Annotated in this window: 17 protein-coding genes; 5 read left to right on the forward strand and 12 right to left on the reverse strand. The window is 60.8% G+C overall.

The genetic code is table 11. The features are described 5' to 3' along the window. Positions 1-15 precede the first annotated feature (15 nt). From RYC17_RS24910 to RYC17_RS24920, 3 genes are read right to left on the reverse strand one after another with little or no spacing between them, the layout of a single operon-like run. Complete coding sequence (locus RYC17_RS24910; RefSeq protein WP_019334756.1) at positions 16-3,009, reverse strand: Tn3 family transposase; 2,994 nt, start codon at positions 3,007-3,009, stop codon at positions 16-18. A gap of 3 nt (positions 3,010-3,012) precedes the next feature. Next, positions 3,013-3,423: a putative toxin-antitoxin system toxin component, PIN family gene (locus tag RYC17_RS24915; RefSeq protein ID WP_017335986.1), complete on the reverse strand. Its 411-nt coding sequence runs from the start codon at positions 3,421-3,423 to the stop codon at positions 3,013-3,015. Continuing rightward, positions 3,423-3,662 carry a ribbon-helix-helix domain-containing protein gene (locus RYC17_RS24920; RefSeq protein ID WP_017335987.1) on the reverse strand — a complete coding sequence of 80 codons (240 nt, stop codon included), beginning with the start codon at positions 3,660-3,662 and terminating at the stop codon, positions 3,423-3,425. Before RYC17_RS24920 ends, RYC17_RS24915 begins: the two co-directional genes overlap by 1 nt. A 24-nt stretch (positions 3,663-3,686) precedes the next feature. On the opposite strand from RYC17_RS24920, the gene RYC17_RS24925 reads away from it, so the two are divergent. Both RYC17_RS24925 and RYC17_RS24930 read left to right on the forward strand, forming a co-directional pair. Then, positions 3,687-4,394 carry a hypothetical protein gene (locus RYC17_RS24925; RefSeq protein WP_196740189.1) on the forward strand — a complete coding sequence of 236 codons (708 nt, stop codon included), beginning with the start codon at positions 3,687-3,689 and terminating at the stop codon, positions 4,392-4,394. Positions 4,395-4,405: 11 nt separating this feature from the next. Further along, on the forward strand, positions 4,406-5,164 hold the full coding sequence (locus tag RYC17_RS24930; protein ID WP_006473465.1) for a DUF6118 family protein: 759 nt from the start codon (positions 4,406-4,408) through the stop codon (positions 5,162-5,164). Between the two features lie 19 nt (positions 5,165-5,183). Here RYC17_RS24930 and RYC17_RS24935 read toward each other — a convergent pair whose 3' ends face one another. The 5 genes from RYC17_RS24935 to RYC17_RS24955 all read right to left on the reverse strand — a co-directional run bounded on the left by RYC17_RS24935 (position 5,184) and on the right by RYC17_RS24955 (position 8,801). Next, positions 5,184-5,750, reverse strand: a complete 567-nt coding sequence (locus tag RYC17_RS24935; protein WP_008786762.1) for a TetR/AcrR family transcriptional regulator — start codon at positions 5,748-5,750, stop codon at positions 5,184-5,186. A 10-nt stretch (positions 5,751-5,760) separates the two neighbouring features. Further along, complete coding sequence (locus RYC17_RS24940) at positions 5,761-7,272, reverse strand: MFS transporter (RefSeq protein ID WP_003830786.1); 1,512 nt, start codon at positions 7,270-7,272, stop codon at positions 5,761-5,763. A 337-nt stretch (positions 7,273-7,609) separates the two neighbouring features. Then, positions 7,610-8,146: a hypothetical protein gene (locus RYC17_RS24945; RefSeq protein WP_003159187.1), complete on the reverse strand. Its 537-nt coding sequence runs from the start codon at positions 8,144-8,146 to the stop codon at positions 7,610-7,612. 11 nt (positions 8,147-8,157) lie between these two features. Next, on the reverse strand, positions 8,158-8,553 hold the full coding sequence (locus RYC17_RS24950; RefSeq protein ID WP_003159186.1) for a type II toxin-antitoxin system VapC family toxin: 396 nt from the start codon (positions 8,551-8,553) through the stop codon (positions 8,158-8,160). After that, the gene (locus tag RYC17_RS24955; RefSeq protein ID WP_019334760.1) at positions 8,550-8,801 is read right to left on the reverse strand and encodes an AbrB/MazE/SpoVT family DNA-binding domain-containing protein; all 252 of its coding nucleotides are present in this window, start codon (positions 8,799-8,801) and stop codon (positions 8,550-8,552) included. The genes RYC17_RS24950 and RYC17_RS24955 overlap by 4 nt, the downstream gene beginning before the upstream one ends. A gap of 181 nt (positions 8,802-8,982) precedes the next feature. Between RYC17_RS24955 and RYC17_RS24960 the strand changes: the two genes are divergently transcribed. Both RYC17_RS24960 and RYC17_RS24965 read left to right on the forward strand, forming a co-directional pair. Further along, the gene (locus tag RYC17_RS24960) at positions 8,983-9,549 is read left to right on the forward strand and encodes a recombinase family protein (protein WP_003159185.1); all 567 of its coding nucleotides are present in this window, start codon (positions 8,983-8,985) and stop codon (positions 9,547-9,549) included. 129 nt (positions 9,550-9,678) lie between these two features. Further along, positions 9,679-10,596, forward strand: coding sequence for a recombinase family protein (locus tag RYC17_RS24965; RefSeq protein ID WP_017335988.1), 918 nt, complete (start codon positions 9,679-9,681; stop codon positions 10,594-10,596). Positions 10,597-10,947: 351 nt separating this feature from the next. Here the strand turns inward: RYC17_RS24965 and RYC17_RS24970 are convergent, their stop codons facing one another. The 4 genes from RYC17_RS24970 to RYC17_RS24985 all read right to left on the reverse strand — a co-directional run bounded on the left by RYC17_RS24970 (position 10,948) and on the right by RYC17_RS24985 (position 14,660). Then, positions 10,948-11,238, reverse strand: coding sequence for an addiction module antidote protein (locus RYC17_RS24970; RefSeq protein WP_316904682.1), 291 nt, complete (start codon positions 11,236-11,238; stop codon positions 10,948-10,950). Continuing rightward, complete coding sequence (locus tag RYC17_RS24975; RefSeq protein WP_316904683.1) at positions 11,235-11,534, reverse strand: type II toxin-antitoxin system RelE/ParE family toxin; 300 nt, start codon at positions 11,532-11,534, stop codon at positions 11,235-11,237. The genes RYC17_RS24970 and RYC17_RS24975 overlap by 4 nt, the downstream gene beginning before the upstream one ends. A gap of 94 nt (positions 11,535-11,628) precedes the next feature. Continuing rightward, positions 11,629-11,796, reverse strand: a complete 168-nt coding sequence (locus tag RYC17_RS24980; protein ID WP_316904684.1) for a hypothetical protein — start codon at positions 11,794-11,796, stop codon at positions 11,629-11,631. After that, the gene (locus RYC17_RS24985) at positions 11,763-14,660 is read right to left on the reverse strand and encodes a Tn3 family transposase (protein ID WP_316904685.1); all 2,898 of its coding nucleotides are present in this window, start codon (positions 14,658-14,660) and stop codon (positions 11,763-11,765) included. The genes RYC17_RS24980 and RYC17_RS24985 overlap by 34 nt, the downstream gene beginning before the upstream one ends. 125 nt (positions 14,661-14,785) lie before the next feature. Here RYC17_RS24985 and RYC17_RS24990 point away from each other — a divergent pair, with 125 nt between their 5' ends. Next, positions 14,786-15,400, forward strand: coding sequence for a recombinase family protein (locus RYC17_RS24990; protein ID WP_000904906.1), 615 nt, complete (start codon positions 14,786-14,788; stop codon positions 15,398-15,400). Positions 15,401-15,458 lie beyond the last annotated feature (58 nt).

Genomic DNA, 15,458 nt, shown 5'->3' on the forward strand with positions numbered 1-15,458 from the left:
GTTCGACCTGCGCACCTAAATATCGTCGTCTGGATTACGCAGTGGCCGTAGCTCACCTCGGGCGACCTCTTCTGGTACCGCGAAGGAGTACCGTCCCAACATATTGATGTGCTCGAAGATCAGCGGCGACAAACGAGCCAGGTCTTCGTCCTGTACCGGGTAGCCGTGCTGCTTTAACCGCTCCACGGCAGCCGTCATGTAGAGGGTATTCCATAGCACAATGATATTTACCACCAGGCCCAGGGCACCGAGTTGATCCTCCTGGCCTTCTCGGTAGCGCTGGCGAAGCTCGCCTCGTTTGCCATGGAACACGGCGCGAGCCAGGCTGTGTCGGCCTTCGCCGCGATTCAGTTGGGTCAGGGTGGCGCGGCGCTTGGACTCATCATCAATGTAGGTCAACGTATGCAGGGTTTTCTCGATCCGTCCGAACTCTGCCAACGCCTGGGCCAGACGGGTCGGACGATCTCCCGTTTGTAGGGTGCGCATGATGCCTGTCGCCGGCACTCGGCCAAGTTTGAGTGAGCCAGCCAAACGCAACAGGTCATCCCAGTGCTCGGCGATCAGGTCGAGCTTGACTGACTGGCGAGCAAGTCCGTTGAGCTTGCCGTAATCCGCGTCCGGGCGGGTGCGCCAGAAGCGGGTACCGCCGACATCAGCCAGGCGCGGGCAGAAGTGATAACCGAGCAGACGGAATAACCCGAACACCACATCGCTGTAAGCACCGGTATCGGTCATGATTTGTGTGGGCTGCAATTCGGTCTGTTGTTCCAGCACAACCGCGAGCAATACTAGGCTGTCGCGCAGGGTGCCGGGCACCGTAATGGCGTTAAGACCGGAAAACTGGTCGGAGATCAGGTTGTACCAGGTGACGCCCCGGCCGGTACCGAAATACTTCGGGTTAGGGCCGGCATGTACGGTACGCACAGGTACGACAAAACGCATGCCATCGGCGGAGGCCACCTCGCCGCCGCCCCAGACCTGAGCCAGCTCCAGTTGACTCTGCGCAGCCACCAAAATGGCATTGGCTGCCGACAGGGTATCGTCACGGAGATAGTTCTGGCTCACCCAGGACATTCGGTCACGGCGCAGCGCTTGGTTGTCGTTGCGAGTCAAGGGCTCCAGGCCGGTGTTACAGGCTCCTCCCAAGAGCACTGCGCACAAACTCGTCACCAAGTTGTCGGCCCGCGCATTGCGTTCGGACACATGGGTGAAGGCTTCAGTGAAGCCGGTACGAGCGGCGATTTCTAACAGGATTTCCGGCAAATCGACACGCGGCATCAAGTCGGCCACGGCTGCACGCAGTTGCAGCAACGAGTTGGGCTCTTCCAGCTTCTCCAGCGCTCCGAGGGACAGCTCGGTTTTGCCCTCTGTATTCTCACTCAACTGGATCGCAGGATTGTCGGGCAGGCGAGCGGCGACTGCGTACCAAGTCGCATCCAGCTCGGCAGACAAGGCGTCCAAGGTGGTTTTGGCGTTCACAGTCAGGCCCAGTGAGCGACAGATGATCGGTCGCGCCGACAGCCATTCTGCACCATCGAGCAGACCGATACGCGGGTCGGCATAGCGCCAACTGGGTGCAACAAAGACATCGCGGCGGCGTAGGGCCGTGCGTAGTGCATCAAGCGTGCAGAAGACATAGGCGCCCATGTCGAGGGAGCCATCTTCGCGAGTGATGTGGTTCTGCCAAGCCTTGGCCACGATCTCCTGCGGCACGTCATCCTCCGGCTTCCTGCGAGGCAAGTTCAGTTGCAACCAGTCCAAACTAGCCGCCACACCCTTACCCGCCGGGCTGAAGCCGAAGCGAATATGTTTCAATAAGTCAGGAAGGAAACGGCGCACGCTGCGGTAGCGCTCCTCCAGAGCGAGGTAAAACACATCGTTGGCCGGACGGATCAACGCATTGACCTCTTCCAGGGCTTTCTCCAGCGTGACACGTGGCAGGTCGTTGAACAGCCGGGCACGGACATTGTCATCGCTGATCGAGCTATCCAGCACGACCTTGCACGCAGCGGCGAGCATTGCCGCCGAGCGATCCAGGTCTTTTAGACTACGCAACCGAGCCTTCTTGTCAGCCTTCTCTGCGTTGTTGAAGATATCACGCAGTAGCGCTTCCAGAACTTCCAGAGCATCGTCGTGCGCACTGGCTTCCAAGGAAACCGCGAATGCCACCAACGTCGCCAACCGGCGCGACGCCGGCAGTCGATTGATGGCCGTGACCTTCGCGGTGTTGGCAAAGCGAGCCAGGGCGGCAATGCGGCTGGGAGGGATATGCGCAGCTGCCGGTAAGGCGATACCCAACCCGCGTACATCATCCAGCCGACGCAGCGCCCGAACCAGTGCAGGGCCACTGACCATCACCGGGCCGGAGCGTAGTTGATCCAGTCGGGAACTACGGTTGCCTTCGGCCACCAGAAGCAAGTCTTGTAGGTGCTGTCTTTGCTCCTCGGTCACGCTGCGGCCCAAGGTGTACCAGAGGCGTTCTTCAACCCGGCTACGCAGTTGGGCAATGAAGCGCTCTAACTGGGAAATTCCGGGCAATAGGACTTTCTGTGTGAGCAGCCATGAGGTAGCTCGTTCGAACAGCACGCCAGGACGATCAGTACCAGTCCAGCAAAGGGCATACAGCCATCGGCTCAAACGAAAGCCGATGCCTGGGTCAGTAAAGTGGCGATAGCCATAGCGCTCTTGAATATCGGCCGCATGTATCCAGCGACGATGATCGCTATAACGTACAAGACAGTCAGGGTCGGCGATTGCCAATTGCCGACAAAGCACAAGCAGGACTTCCACCGGCACAGCCGTGGGTTTGTCCGGCAAAACACCGACGAAGCGAACGGTAGTCAGCAGAACGGCATAGCCCAAGCGGTTATGGTTGCCCCGTAGTACCTGGACGGCTTCACGGTCTTCATCGCTCAGGTGGAAGTAGCGCTCCAGTTCATCACGGCTGGGCGCATCGATGTAGCGACCAAAGCCGTCGCGTTGCTCCTGAGTCAGAAAACCAACCGGCATCGATCACAGTACCTCGGCGCAGAACACGGCGGGGGTGACAATCCGCGTGCGTTCGATATGTCCGCGCTGCAAGAGGCCTGCGCGTCGATCACCGGTTACTAGGTAGTCCGCATTGCCCGCCAAAGCCATGGCCAGCAGAAAAGAGTCATCCGGATCATCGGCTTCAACCTCAATGGTCAACCGCTCCAATACCACGGCGCGTTGCAGGTTATTGATCATGGCCCCCACTTTGGCAGGCTGAAGGATGGCCTGAAGCTTGGGGTAACGACTGGCGCGACGAATTTCGTCGAGCTGTGCCCGTGAAGTCACCACCTCGAAGCGAGCTGAACGCCAGGCCCGATAGATCGCATCAGGAGACCCATGCGGTGAGATCAGCGCACTGAACAGAATGTTGGTATCCAATACAACCCGCATCAGCGCTTACGCGCCCAGTCGAGCGCTTCTTCAACCGCTTCGGTCAGTTCGGCCTCACTCAGATGGGCATTGGAAACCTTGGCCTGTTCGGCGCTCAGCTCCAGGATGTGTGCCCGCACCGCTTCTTCGATGAAGCGCGACAGGTCGCCCTTACGGCCACCGCCTTGGCTGGCCAGAAACATGCGAAGCGATTGGTCGGTGTCGGTGGAGACGGCGACGTTCCAGCGAGTGGTATTCATGACTTTTTCCAATGTTAGGTGTTTATGTGTTTATACACTCGATCCTCACTGCGCCGCAACGGTTCGATAAAACCCTCGTTTTATAGAACTTTAACGGAAGACCTGCCCTGTCGTTTTCAGAAGGCGCCTGCGCCCGACCGGCTGGCCGAGCGGGCGCGGGGGCAGTCGCCGCTTGAGGCCGCCGTTGACCGCTATTCGCGGGCCTATCAGTCGATCGACCAGCACCGGCGCGAGGGCTTGCCGGTCCTCGACATGCAGCGGCAGGAAATAGGCGATGCCGGCCGGCAGCTCGACCAGGTGCAGGGCGGCATGAAAGATTTGCTGCGCTCGACGTTGCAAAACGACCCGGCGACGGTGCGCGCCATGACCGAGCTTTCCGGCCGGGAGCGTGTCGCGCAGGTTATCGACGGGATGAAGCGCGAAAACGCGGCGCTGCAAGACCCGAATATCAGGGCCGAGCGGTTCGTTGAACGCTGGCAGGAGCTACAGGGCCAGCGCCGGGAGCTTCGCGGCTGGCAGCACGACGATGCCCGCGCCAAGGTCGAAAGCCAGATGAACGGCATGACCAAGAGCCTTGAGCGTGACCCGCAGGTAGATTCCATCCTGCGCAATCGCCGTCAGGAACTCGGAATCGGGCAGCAGCAGCGCCGGGGGCAGAGCATCGCCCACGAGCTGCAAGAGGAAATGTCACGCAGCCGGCAACTTAGCCGGGGCATCGGTTTGGGAAGGTAGGCACGGAGAATATGGCGGAGCTGGACGACGACAGGGAAGGAATCGAGCCGGAAGCACTGGACGAGGACGCCGGCGACCCGGCCGCCGCGTTCGACGCGCTCCGGCGCACGATCGAGACGCAGGGCGCGCAGATCGGCGCGGAAATGACCGTGATGCGGCGCGGGCTGGAAGCGGCTTTCGACCAGCTCGAAAAGATCGAGCCGGCGCAGGACTACAAGCCCCAGCTCGCCCAGCTCGTGCAGGCGCTCGACAATGTTGCGGAGCGGCTGCACGGCGTAGAGCAATCGCCTATTCTCCGGCAGGGTGCGACACACTATGCGGCGCTCCTCGAGCGCAGCGGCGAGGCCCTGATACGCACCGCCGCGCAGCAGCTCGAGCGGCAGGCGTCCGACCTCGAGCGCGCCGGCCGGAACCTCGCCGCTCATACGAAAAGCGCCTACGACCGGAAAAGTCAGGATTTCCGCATATGGATGGCCGGCCTTGTCGGGCTGTTCGTCGGCATATTCCTGATTTTGCTGTTGCCGCGTTTCCTGCCCTTCTCGGCCGACACCCATGTTGCGGCGACCGTCATAGGTCAGGACCGATGGAACGCCGGCGTCACCATGATGCGGGTGGCCGATCCCCGAAGCTGGCGCGGCGTGGCCGATTCCTCGCAGCTCGTGCGCGACAATGCCGAGGCGATCGGGCAATGCGCCGAGGCCGCGCGCACGGCCGGTTCAGATCAGCAATGCACCATCACCGTGAAAGCGCCGGCAGCACCGGCGCAGTAGGGTTGTGGGGGGACACCAGTTATTTCGGGAGGTTTTCTTCCGCCTCAACAGGTCCGGCGGCCATCGCGACGAGGCGCGCCGCGATACGCTTGCGCAGTTGCTCGGGGAGCGGGCGCGACGACAGCGCCTCGTGAATCCACAGCCCATCGGCGGCAAGGCGCGAAATGAACCTGTCCAACTCGGCAGCGTCGTTTCCAATCGGCGCAGGAGGTGCCCAGCGGTCGATGACCTGTTGCCACAGATCGCCAAGCTGCCGATTGTCGGAGCTTTCCAGCATGAGCAGTAGTTCGACCCGCCGGGCAGCTCTTGCGCAGGTGTTGATGTAGGCGGCGTGTCGTTCGGCGTCTGTCGCCCTGTCCGAGGTGTTGCCGGCGCTCGCTTCCAGCTCCTGTTCCCATGAGCGAGTCAGATGCTCATGGGTGGCGAGGATCAGGGCTTCGCGCGACGGGAAATGATACAGAAGGCCGGCGCGTGTCATGCCGGTTTCGAGCGCTACGGCGTCGAGGGTGACGGCGGTGAGGCCGTCACGCTCGATGATGCTCACAATGGCTTCAAGCACTTCGAGGCGCTTGCTGGCTCTCGCCATGTCGGCTTCCTTAGTGTTGTGTGGGATAGGCTGACGATTGCGAGCCGGGACCGTAGCGCCGCAACAGGATGCCGGTGATCAGGGCACCCACGGCCAGAACACCCGCCGCCACGTACATGACGACCGTATAGGCGTGGTCGAATGCGATTCCTGCCGCTTGACGCACGACAACACCATCGGCCCCCGCCTCGTTGGCAAAGACCAGCGCCGACGCCATGCTGTCGCGGGCCGCTTCCGAGGTTCCGGCGGGGAACACGACGTTGACCGTATAGAGGTAGGCCAAAAGACTTCCGAGAATTGTGACAGCGAACAGACTGCCAAACTCGTAGGACACTTCCTCGACCGACGACGCCATGCCGGCGCGATGCACAGGCACATTGCCCACAATAGCCGTTGATGCCACCGACATTGTTGCACCTACGCCGGCACCGGTCAGCGCCAGACCGGCGATCAGCCAGCCAAGGCCATGAGTGATGCCCCATGTCGCAAGCAGGACCGCCAGCGATCCCGCCGCAAGCCCGCCAGCTATAAGGATACGTAGGCCAATACGATGCAGGAATGCACCACCGAGCAGCGCAGTCGGCAATGATCCGAGCGCCGCCGCCGAAACCAGCATCCCGGCTTCCAGCGGCGTGAAGCCCGCAACGAGCTGGAAGCGTTGCGTCGTAGCAAGCTCAACACCGCCGATGGCGAACAGGGAGAACGCGGCCGCTAGAACGCCCGATGTGAACGCGGCATTGCGGAAGATCGAGAAGTCGAGCAGCGGGAACGGCAGGCGCAGTTGCCGGCGGACGAACAGCGCTCCGGCGAGGATGGCAACCAGCAGCGAAATAGCGGGGACGGCCCACGACTGCCCGGCATGGGCAGATTCCTTGATCGCGATCACAAAAGCCGACAGCGCCACCAATGCCTGAAACGACGACACCACGTCCCAAGGCTTGGTCGCATCGCCGGCCACCTTCGGCGCAACGATCAGCGCCGAAATGAAGGCAGCGACCACTACCGGCACATTGATGAGGAACACCGACCCCCACCAGAAATGGCCGAGCAGAAAACCGCCGATGATCGGTCCGAGCGCAGCGCCGACGACCGACAACGACCCCCAGATCGCAATGGCGATGTTGCGTTCCCGGTCATCCTCGAAGGTGACGCGGATGAGGGCGAGTGTCGCGGGCATCATCGCCGCCGCGCCGACCGCCAGAAAGGCCCGCGCCCCGATCAGGATTTCCGCTGTAGGCGAATAGGCCGCCACAATCGACGCGACACCGAACAGCACGAGGCCGATGAGGAACATGCGCCGGTGACCGATCCTGTCACCCAGCGTCCCGGTGCCGAGCAGCAGGCCGGCCATGACGAGGGGGTATGCGTTGATGATCCACAACCCTTGCGTTGCCGTCGCGCCAAGCTCGCGCGTCAGGGTAGGCAGGGCCGTGTAGAGGACCGAATTGTCCAGAACGATAAGCAGGAGACCGGCGGCGACGGTCACCAGAAGAACCCAGCGGTTCGAGTGGGCGGCAGGCATGATAGCACCATTCAGTGAGAGTAGCCAAACTTTACAGACAAGTTAGTAAAGTATCAAGCGCCTGCCCGTGAGGAACTTCAGACAATGGCCGACAGCGGGGCTTCGCATTCCGGGGCGCGATCAATTTGTCGCGAAATTCCTGATTTTTGCGACAAAATCGCCGTGTCGTTTTCAGAAGGCGACTGCACCAGTTCACTGGGCTGGCCGCCGTGTGTGCATAGAACTTCTGACCGGGAACGGTCAGAAGTTCTATGCACGAAGCGCCGCGAGAGATCGGAATTGCTCAGAACTCTTGTGCACGGCGCGACAAAGCCGGAACCGCCGAAAATTCCGGCGATCAACCGGCAAGCTGCTTGATGCGCTCGGCCAGGCGGCCGAAAGCCTCGTTCACGTATTCCAGCACCTTGGGTTCTGCGCCCTGCGTGCGCAGCGAGTCTTTGAAGGCTTCCAGGTCGGACAGCCATTGCCGATGCAGGCGGCCCAGCTCGTCGAGCTGAGGCCGGAAGTCTTGGAGACTGCCGCTCGCACGAAACGCCTGGTAGCCACGCTCAAGCGTGGCCGCCGTGGTCAGCAGTTGCGCGCCCATTTGCTTGTGCTGTTCGGAGAACTCGGCCATGCCGTCATAGGGCCGCGAAGCCTTGCGGCGCTCGGCTTCGGATGCCTCTTCCATGATGCGGGCGTAGCGGTAGAACCCTGGGAACTCGCGGGACAGCGCCATGAGCTGCTGATCGGATGTGCCGACCCAAATCCTGTGCAGGTCAGGCCCGTACCCCATCATGCGATTGATGATGGCATGGGCCTCGCTGACACCCTGGGCGGCAAGCTGCTGCATGTGTTGGTCGATCTTCGCGGCCAGTCGGCGGAATTCGTTCATGCTCATGTCCGTCACAAAAGGCGCGTTGATTGCCCTTGCGCCGTGAGAAGTGCCACCGCCTTCTTATCGAAGGAAACGAAGGTTTCCCCGCCAAGCCAGTTGCCTTCGTAGGCAATGACGCCATCGGCAAAGTCTCCGCCCGCGTCGAGCACCAGCAAGCCAGCCTCCACGGCAGGCCGGTTCACTTCCACATTCGCGGCGGCCAGTAGTGCCCGGATCGCGCTGGCCGCGTCGGCTTGCTGGAAGCCGTAGACACGCAGCAGCACCCAAACAAATTCGCATAGGCACGGCAGCGCGACCGCGATCAACTCGGCGTCGGTCAAGACTGCGGCGGCAACGTCCGCTTGTGCGGGATCGTCACGCACAACCGCACGCACAAGGACGTTGGTATCGACTGCGACCTTCATTGCTTACCTGCCCAGCCTTGCGCCGCCGCCTCGTTGATTTCTTCGATGGTGGCAACCTTCTGCGTCTTGCCCGCGAGCAGGCCGACAAAGTTGGCTATCGTCCCTGCGGGCCGTGCCGCCTTGAGCACGCCCCGACCGTCTGGCAACAAGTCCAGCTCGATCTTGTCGCCTGGCCTGATGCCGAGGTGTTGCAGTACGTCCTTCCGAAACGTCACTTGTCCCCGTGCGGTAACGGTCAATGTGGTCATGGTGGTTTGCCCTCGCAATCAAGGTTGATGCTTCACATAGTAATGCAAAAATGCCTTACCGTCAATGTCCGTCAAACGATCATTAGTCGGCCATGCCGGACACTGTCCAGCAAAGTTATTGCACAACGGGTTGTCGGACATTAAGATAGGCGGACGGAATGACGGACAAGAGAGGCGGCAAATGGCACTGATCGGCTATGCGCGGGTATCGACGGCGGAACAGGACACCGCCTTGCAGACGGATGCGCTACGCAAGGCAGGCTGCGAGCGCGTTTTCGAGGACACGGCTTCCGGGGCCAAGGCCGACCGCCCCGGCTTGGCTGATGCGCTGGCCTACCTGCGCGACGGCGACGTGCTGGCCGTCTGGCGGCTGGATCGGCTCGGGCGCTCTATGCCGCACCTAATCGAAACGATAGGCGCGCTGGAAGCGCGAGGCGTCGGCTTCCGTTCTCTGACGGAAGCCATCGACACCACCACGCCAGGCGGGCGGCTCATCTTCCACGTGTTCGGCGCGCTGGGCCAGTTCGAGCGCGACTTGATCCGCGAGCGCACCAAGGCCGGGTTGACTGCCGCCGCCGCTCGTGGGAGGAAGGGCGGGCGAAAGCCGGTTGTCACCGCCGACAAGTTGCAGCGAGCGCGGGAGCACATCGCCAACGGGCTTAATGTCCGAGAGGCCGCTACACGGCTCAAGGTGAGCAAGACGGCCCTGTACACCGCGCTGCAATCCACCAGTGCAGCCGACTCCTGATATTCCGTGCAGTCGTCTTCTGAAAATGACATGCCCAGCTCCGAGTTAGCCCATATTATGGTTTTAAATACTGGTATCGTTAATCAAGGTTCTATTTTCAATTTCTCTGTTGAGTAAACGGTACTTTTGATGAAAATTGGCTATGCGCGGGTGAGTACTCGGGATCAGAACGCCGACCTCCAGATCGATGCTCTGACAAAGGCAGGGTGCGAGCGGATCTATCAAGACGTTGCCAGCGGCTCAAAAAGCGCACGTCCGGAACTGGACAAATTATTGGTTCATGTACGGGCCGGTGATGCTGTGGTGATTTGGAAGCTGGATCGTCTAGGGCGCTCGCTCAAGCACCTGGTCGAACTGGTCGGTGAATTGGCCGCTCGTAACGTTGGCCTGCAAAGTCTGAATGACCCCATCGATACCACCCACGCGCAAGGCCGCTTTGTGTTCAACCTGTTCGCTTCATTGGCAGAGTTCGAACGTGAGTTGATTCGTGAGCGCACACAGGCAGGCTTGTCCGCTGCACGGTCACGTGGTCGAGTCGGTGGCCGCCCGAAGGGGCTGCCCGCTCAGGCGGAAGCGACCGCTATGGCCGCAGAAACGCTGTACCGAGAGGGTCGGTTAAGTGTGAGCGCCATTGGCAAGAAACTGCACATTTCCAAAAGCACGCTTTACCGCTACCTCCGGCATCGCGGCATAACGATCGGCGTACCCGCAAAAATCACCCAGCATCTCAACATCACGGTCCCACCGGCAGTGGACAATGCCGAACGGATCGCGACGGTCATATTGCGCCTGGCCGTCGAGAACAACAGCAAGTTCGTGCGTGGTAAAAAACGGGCACTGGAGAATATCGAGCGTTACTGCCTGGAACCTTACGGCATGAAGCTGCTTGAGTCGGGCAACTACGCGCTGAGCATTCCCTATCGCAACGATGAGGCACTGGATAAGACGGTACATGATCTGCTGACCGAGATCAGCCAAGAGGCCGAGATGCGTAATTGCTTTATCGAGGCAGATGCCTGGGAAGAGGGCTCTGAGCGGAGGTGGTAGGGCTTATGTTGGTTTTTGGTTCCATTGCTCCCCAAACCCCTTCTATGACGCTTTGGTCGTCCAGCTCGGGGAGCAATGGGTCTGGTTGATCATCTGCGCAGTGGCGCTTATTGGCGGCAGGCTCATCCTGTACTTGTACAGGATGGCCAAGGGTCGCAAAGATGGCCTGACTACCAGTAAATGGTGGGATGTGTTTTTTTAACCCCGGCAAGCGGAGCGCGCAGGCCGCTTGCGGCCGGAGGCGTGAGGATGGAAGCCCGCAGGGCCAAGACCGGCGCGCTCTTTGCCGGGCTTGGTTCACGACAGCCGCCCCCGCAGGGGCACGCCCTGGAGCGAGCGGCCCGCGTAGATCTACTGGGCGTGAGGGCGAGCGGTCAAATCAACGCCAAGCGCACGCATCACAACAAGCATTGTTTTCAGCGTTGGATTTCCCTGTTCGCTGAATGACTTGTAAAGCTGCTCACGGGCGAGACCCGTTTCCTTGGCCAGCTCGGTCATTCCTCTGGCACGCGCAACCACGCCCATAGCTTTGGCGATATACGCAGCATCGCCGGTATCGAGTGCATCTGAGAGAAACACTGCGATAGCCTCGGGGCCATCCAGTGCCTGGGCTGGATCATAGTCAAAAATCTGTTCGGTCATTGTGGCCTCCACTCGCTAGCCAATCGTTTTGCCGCTTCGATGTCTTTGGCCTGGCTGTTCTTGTCGCCACCGCAAAGCAGAATGACAATTTCTGTCCCGCGCTGCTGGAAGTAAACCCGATAACCTGGCCCGTAATGAATTCGCAGCTCGCTAACGCCGGAGCCAACCGGCGACACGTCGCCGGGCAGTCCATTGGCCAGACGAAAGATCCGGGCGGCGATTGCAGCCTTAGCGCGGCTGTCTTTCAGCTTGCGTTCCCAAGCCTGAAAGGTTGCGGTCTGTTTGATTTCAATCATGTGCATATTGTAATTTATAAATCACGTTTTGGCAATCCGTCGCGGACTGCCCGAGGGTGGAAAGCGGCGTGCATTGCGCAACGCCGCTATGGCTTTACAGGGTTGCAGGGGCCTCGGCGTAGCCGGGCAGCTTGGCAATGGCTTCTATGCGAATTGCGCGCAGCTCATAGGCCACATCGTGATAGTGATAGCCGCCCAGCTCGCTCGTGCTGTATTCGAAGTATTCGATCAGCTTGGGGTCGTTTGCGGGAGGGGGCGGCATCCTCCGGTGAGATTGATGTGTTCCCATCCGAGCGGCGAAACATGGGCCAAGAGATCGGGCGATAGCAGCTTTCCATCGCGTTTCTGGTTTGCAACGACCTCGCCGAGCTTCATGGTGTTCCAGAAGATGATGATGGCGGCGAGCAGATTCATGCCGGCGATGCGGTAATGCTGGCCTTCGGCGGAACGGTCGCGGATTTCACCGCGGCGGTGGAAGCTGATTGCCCGCTTCAGCGCATGATGAGCTTCGCCTTTGTTGAGCCCGATCTGGGCACGCCGTTGGAGTTCGGCATCCAGAATCCAGTCGATCATGAACAGGGTGCGCTCGACGCGACCGACTTCCCGCAGGGCTGTCGCGAGCTCGTTCTGCCGCGGATAGGAGGCGAGTTTCCGCAGAATCTGGCTTGGCGCGACGGTCCCGGCAGCAATGGTGGTGGCGATGCGCAGGATGTCGGGCCAATTGCGCTCGATCATGGCTTGGTTGACCTTTCCGCCGATCAACGCTCGCAGGTGCGCCGGGGCGGCCGACGGATTGAACGCGTAGAGCCGTTTGGATGGCAGGTCGCGGATGCGCGGAGCGAACCGGTAGCCGAGAATGGCACATGCGGCAAAGACGTGATCGGTGAAGCCGCCCGTGTCGGTGAACTGCTCGCGGATATGGCGTCCAGCATCGTTCATCAGCAGGCCATCGAGGATGTAAGGCGCTTCGCTTGCCGTTGCAGGAATTACCTGGGTTGCGAACGGCGCATATTGGTCGGAGACGTGGCTATAAGCTTTCAGGCCCGGGGTATTGCCATATTTCGCGTTGACCAGGTTCATGGCCTCACCTTGCTCTGTAGCGACGAAGAACTGTCCGTCGCTCGAAGCCGACGTGCCCATGCCCCAGAACCGGGCCATGGGTAACGCTGCCTGTGCCTCGACCACCATGGCCAGCGCCCGGTCATAGGCTTCGCCCTCGACATGCCACCGTCCAATGCGGATCAATTCCCAGAAGGTGTGGGTGTTTGTCGCATCCGCCATTTTGCGCAAGCCGAGGTTGATCCCTTCCGCCAAGATAACGTTCATTAGCCCGATCCGGTCAGCGCAGGGTGCTCCTGTGCGCAGATGGGTGAACGCTTCGGTGAAGCCGGTCGCCGCATCCACCTCCAGCAGGAGATCGGTGATGCGCGTGGGCGGGATCTGCTTGTAGAGATCGAGCACCAGATCTTCGGCGCCTGTCGGCGCGGCGGCTTCGAGTTTCTCGATATGCAGAACGCCGTTCTCAATCGACCCGCCCGGGATCGTGCCTGCGCGAGCGGCACGGCCAAGCTCGCGCAACCGCATGTCGAGGCGAGCTTGCCGGTCTGCCAGCCATTCCTCCGGCCGCAATGGCACAGCGAGACGACCGCCTTCCGCGATGGCTTGTGCCGGAACGAGTGCGTGTTTCAGATCGCCATAGCGCCGGGACCTAGTAAGCCAGACATCTCCGGAGCGGAACGCATCGCGCAGATGGAACAGCACCGCGATCTCCCATAGGCGAGCGTCGCCAGCCCTCTGGGCCCGAAGGTGGCGATGCCATTTCGAGCTGGGCCGCAAGAAGCTGGTCATCGCGGCATCGTTCAAACCGGTACGAAGGGCCGTCACAGCTTCCAGAAGCGGCAGTGCAACGGGCGCAGCTCGCAGATCGAGCAGGCGCAACATGCGTGGAGCGTATCGGCGGAAGCGGTGATAACCGTCGAGCACATGATTGAGCGGATCGTCGGCCATGGTGGCGGTCAGCCTGGTTGCCATTGCAACAAGGGTTTTTAAGCCGTCCCACCCTGACCCACTCGCGATGACATCGCCCAGCGGCTGGCCATCATCCTGTGCATCGACCAGGGCGCCCCCGATCTCGGCGAAGGATTTCAGGGTGTCACGCACCACCCCCGCTTCGTCTGCGACCTTTGCATGGCAAATACGCTCCGAAGCACGGTAGAGACGGCCGACGATCCGGTCGTGGGTTTCGACCACTGCGTCGGCCAACATCGCCTGCCATTCCGAGACGCAAACAGCCAAGATCGCAAGCCGCCTGTCCTCCGGGAGATCGCGCATGCCGTCGGCATAATACCGTTCACCCTGCCTGCGCAGACGAGTCACCCGATGGGCAGGAACGCCGGCAAGCAGATCCTCGGGGAGATCGACGCGTTGCAGATATTCGAGCCGGTCGAGCAGCCGGTTGGCCGACGAAGAGTTCGAGCCAGGCTCGAACTGGCGCAGCCACACAAAACGGGTCACCCGATCATCAGCCGTCTCCTCGAGCAATGCCAGCAACTGTTCTCGGATCGGCATAGGCAGCCGACTGGCGATCCTCGTCTCGATGCGTCGCTCGGCATCGACGAGAGCCGCGGCACAAAGCCGCTCGATCGTGGATGTCGCGGGAAGGACAGTGCGGGTGCGTCGGCACTCGGCTACGAAGCGACGGGCGATATCCTCGTTCGACACCGCCATCTCCGCTTCTCGGAACAACCATTCCTTCAGCTCGCTCGCACCACGCCCGGAGAAGGTGCGGAAGCCGTAGAGCCCCCGTAACTCGGCAAGATGCTCGTGCCGTGTTTCCTCGCGGGCAGCATAGTCTACGAGATCGTCGGCACCCAGGCCAAGCTGCGCTCCGATAAATTCGATGACCTCTGCAGGGATCAGTTCGCCTGGAGCCAGCACCCGGCCGGGATAGTGCAGGACACACAATTGCAGGGCGAAGCCGAACCTGTTGTGAACGCGCCGACGCAGCCTGATATGCCCAAGGTCTTCATCACTCAGCGTATAGTGCTTGAGCAAATCCGTCTGTGAAGTCGGCAAGCGCAACAGCGCGTCTTTCTGCCGATCGGTTAGAGTGACGCGACGCGGCATACATGTTCCTTTTTCAAAATCTGATAGCGTTCAAGACGCTTTATTTATGAAGCTGGTTGAGATACATTTCCAGAGGTCAATGCAATCGTGGCCGAAGCGCCGCCTCAAACCAACGTTTGTGATACATGCTGATCGGATATGCCCGCGTCTCCAAAGCCGATGGCTCGCAGTCTCTCGACCTGCAGCACGACGCCTTGCGCGCCGCAGGTGTCGAACGGGACAATATCTATGATGATCTTGCTTCCGGCGGTCGTGATGATCGCCCTGGCTTGACTGCCTGCCTCAAGTCATTGCGTGACGGCGATGTGCTGGTGGTCTGGAAGCTCGATCGCCTCGGACGATCGCTTGCCCATCTGGTCAACACGGTGAAGGAGCTGTCAGACCGCAAGATCGGCCTGCGGGTTCTGACTGGAAAGGGCGCTCAGATCGACACCACGACTGCGTCCGGTCGCATGGTGTTCGGAATCTTCGCCACCTTGGCCGAGTTCGAGCGGGATCTGATCCGAGAGCGCACCATGGCGGGTCTCGCCTCCGCGAGAGCGCGCGGTCGCAAGGGCGGACGAAAATTCGCGCTCACCAAAGCTCAGGTGCGTCTCGCGCAAGCCGCCATGGCCCAGCGCGATACTTCAGTTTCCGATCTCTGCAAGGAACTCGGCATCGAGCGCGTCACTCTCTACCGATATGTCGGTCCCAAAGGCGAGCTCAGAGACCATGGAAAGCATGTTCTCGGACTTACGTAGCAACTCGTTTCTTTTCGCAGGTTGAGCCACCTCCGCGCTTCATCAGAAAACTGAAGGA

This window comes from Pseudomonas syringae group sp. J248-6 (assembly GCF_032586995.1).
GTDB classification, from domain to species: Bacteria; Pseudomonadota; Gammaproteobacteria; order Pseudomonadales; family Pseudomonadaceae; genus Aquipseudomonas; species Aquipseudomonas amygdali.

Excerpts from the sequence above, each read along its gene's own strand:
- RYC17_RS24910 (WP_019334756.1), bottom strand. The coding sequence starts at position 3,009 with ATGCCGGTTGGTTTTCTGACTCAGGAGCAACGCGACGGCTTTGGTCGC.
- RYC17_RS24915 (WP_017335986.1), bottom strand. The coding sequence starts at position 3,423 with ATGCGGGTTGTATTGGATACCAACATTCTGTTCAGTGCGCTGATCTCA.
- RYC17_RS24920 (WP_017335987.1), bottom strand. The coding sequence starts at position 3,662 with ATGAATACCACTCGCTGGAACGTCGCCGTCTCCACCGACACCGACCAA.
- RYC17_RS24925 (WP_196740189.1), top strand. The coding sequence starts at position 3,687 with ATGTGTTTATACACTCGATCCTCACTGCGCCGCAACGGTTCGATAAAA.
- RYC17_RS24930 (WP_006473465.1), top strand. The coding sequence starts at position 4,406 with ATGGCGGAGCTGGACGACGACAGGGAAGGAATCGAGCCGGAAGCACTG.
- RYC17_RS24935 (WP_008786762.1), bottom strand. The coding sequence starts at position 5,750 with ATGGCGAGAGCCAGCAAGCGCCTCGAAGTGCTTGAAGCCATTGTGAGC.
- RYC17_RS24940 (WP_003830786.1), bottom strand. The coding sequence starts at position 7,272 with ATGCCTGCCGCCCACTCGAACCGCTGGGTTCTTCTGGTGACCGTCGCC.
- RYC17_RS24945 (WP_003159187.1), bottom strand. The coding sequence starts at position 8,146 with ATGAACGAATTCCGCCGACTGGCCGCGAAGATCGACCAACACATGCAG.
- RYC17_RS24950 (WP_003159186.1), bottom strand. The coding sequence starts at position 8,553 with ATGAAGGTCGCAGTCGATACCAACGTCCTTGTGCGTGCGGTTGTGCGT.
- RYC17_RS24955 (WP_019334760.1), bottom strand. The coding sequence starts at position 8,801 with ATGACCACATTGACCGTTACCGCACGGGGACAAGTGACGTTTCGGAAG.
- RYC17_RS24960 (WP_003159185.1), top strand. The coding sequence starts at position 8,983 with ATGGCACTGATCGGCTATGCGCGGGTATCGACGGCGGAACAGGACACC.
- RYC17_RS24965 (WP_017335988.1), top strand. The coding sequence starts at position 9,679 with ATGAAAATTGGCTATGCGCGGGTGAGTACTCGGGATCAGAACGCCGAC.
- RYC17_RS24970 (WP_316904682.1), bottom strand. The coding sequence starts at position 11,238 with ATGACCGAACAGATTTTTGACTATGATCCAGCCCAGGCACTGGATGGC.
- RYC17_RS24975 (WP_316904683.1), bottom strand. The coding sequence starts at position 11,534 with ATGATTGAAATCAAACAGACCGCAACCTTTCAGGCTTGGGAACGCAAG.
- RYC17_RS24980 (WP_316904684.1), bottom strand. The coding sequence starts at position 11,796 with ATGCCGCCCCCTCCCGCAAACGACCCCAAGCTGATCGAATACTTCGAA.
- RYC17_RS24985 (WP_316904685.1), bottom strand. The coding sequence starts at position 14,660 with ATGCCGCGTCGCGTCACTCTAACCGATCGGCAGAAAGACGCGCTGTTG.
- RYC17_RS24990 (WP_000904906.1), top strand. The coding sequence starts at position 14,786 with ATGCTGATCGGATATGCCCGCGTCTCCAAAGCCGATGGCTCGCAGTCT.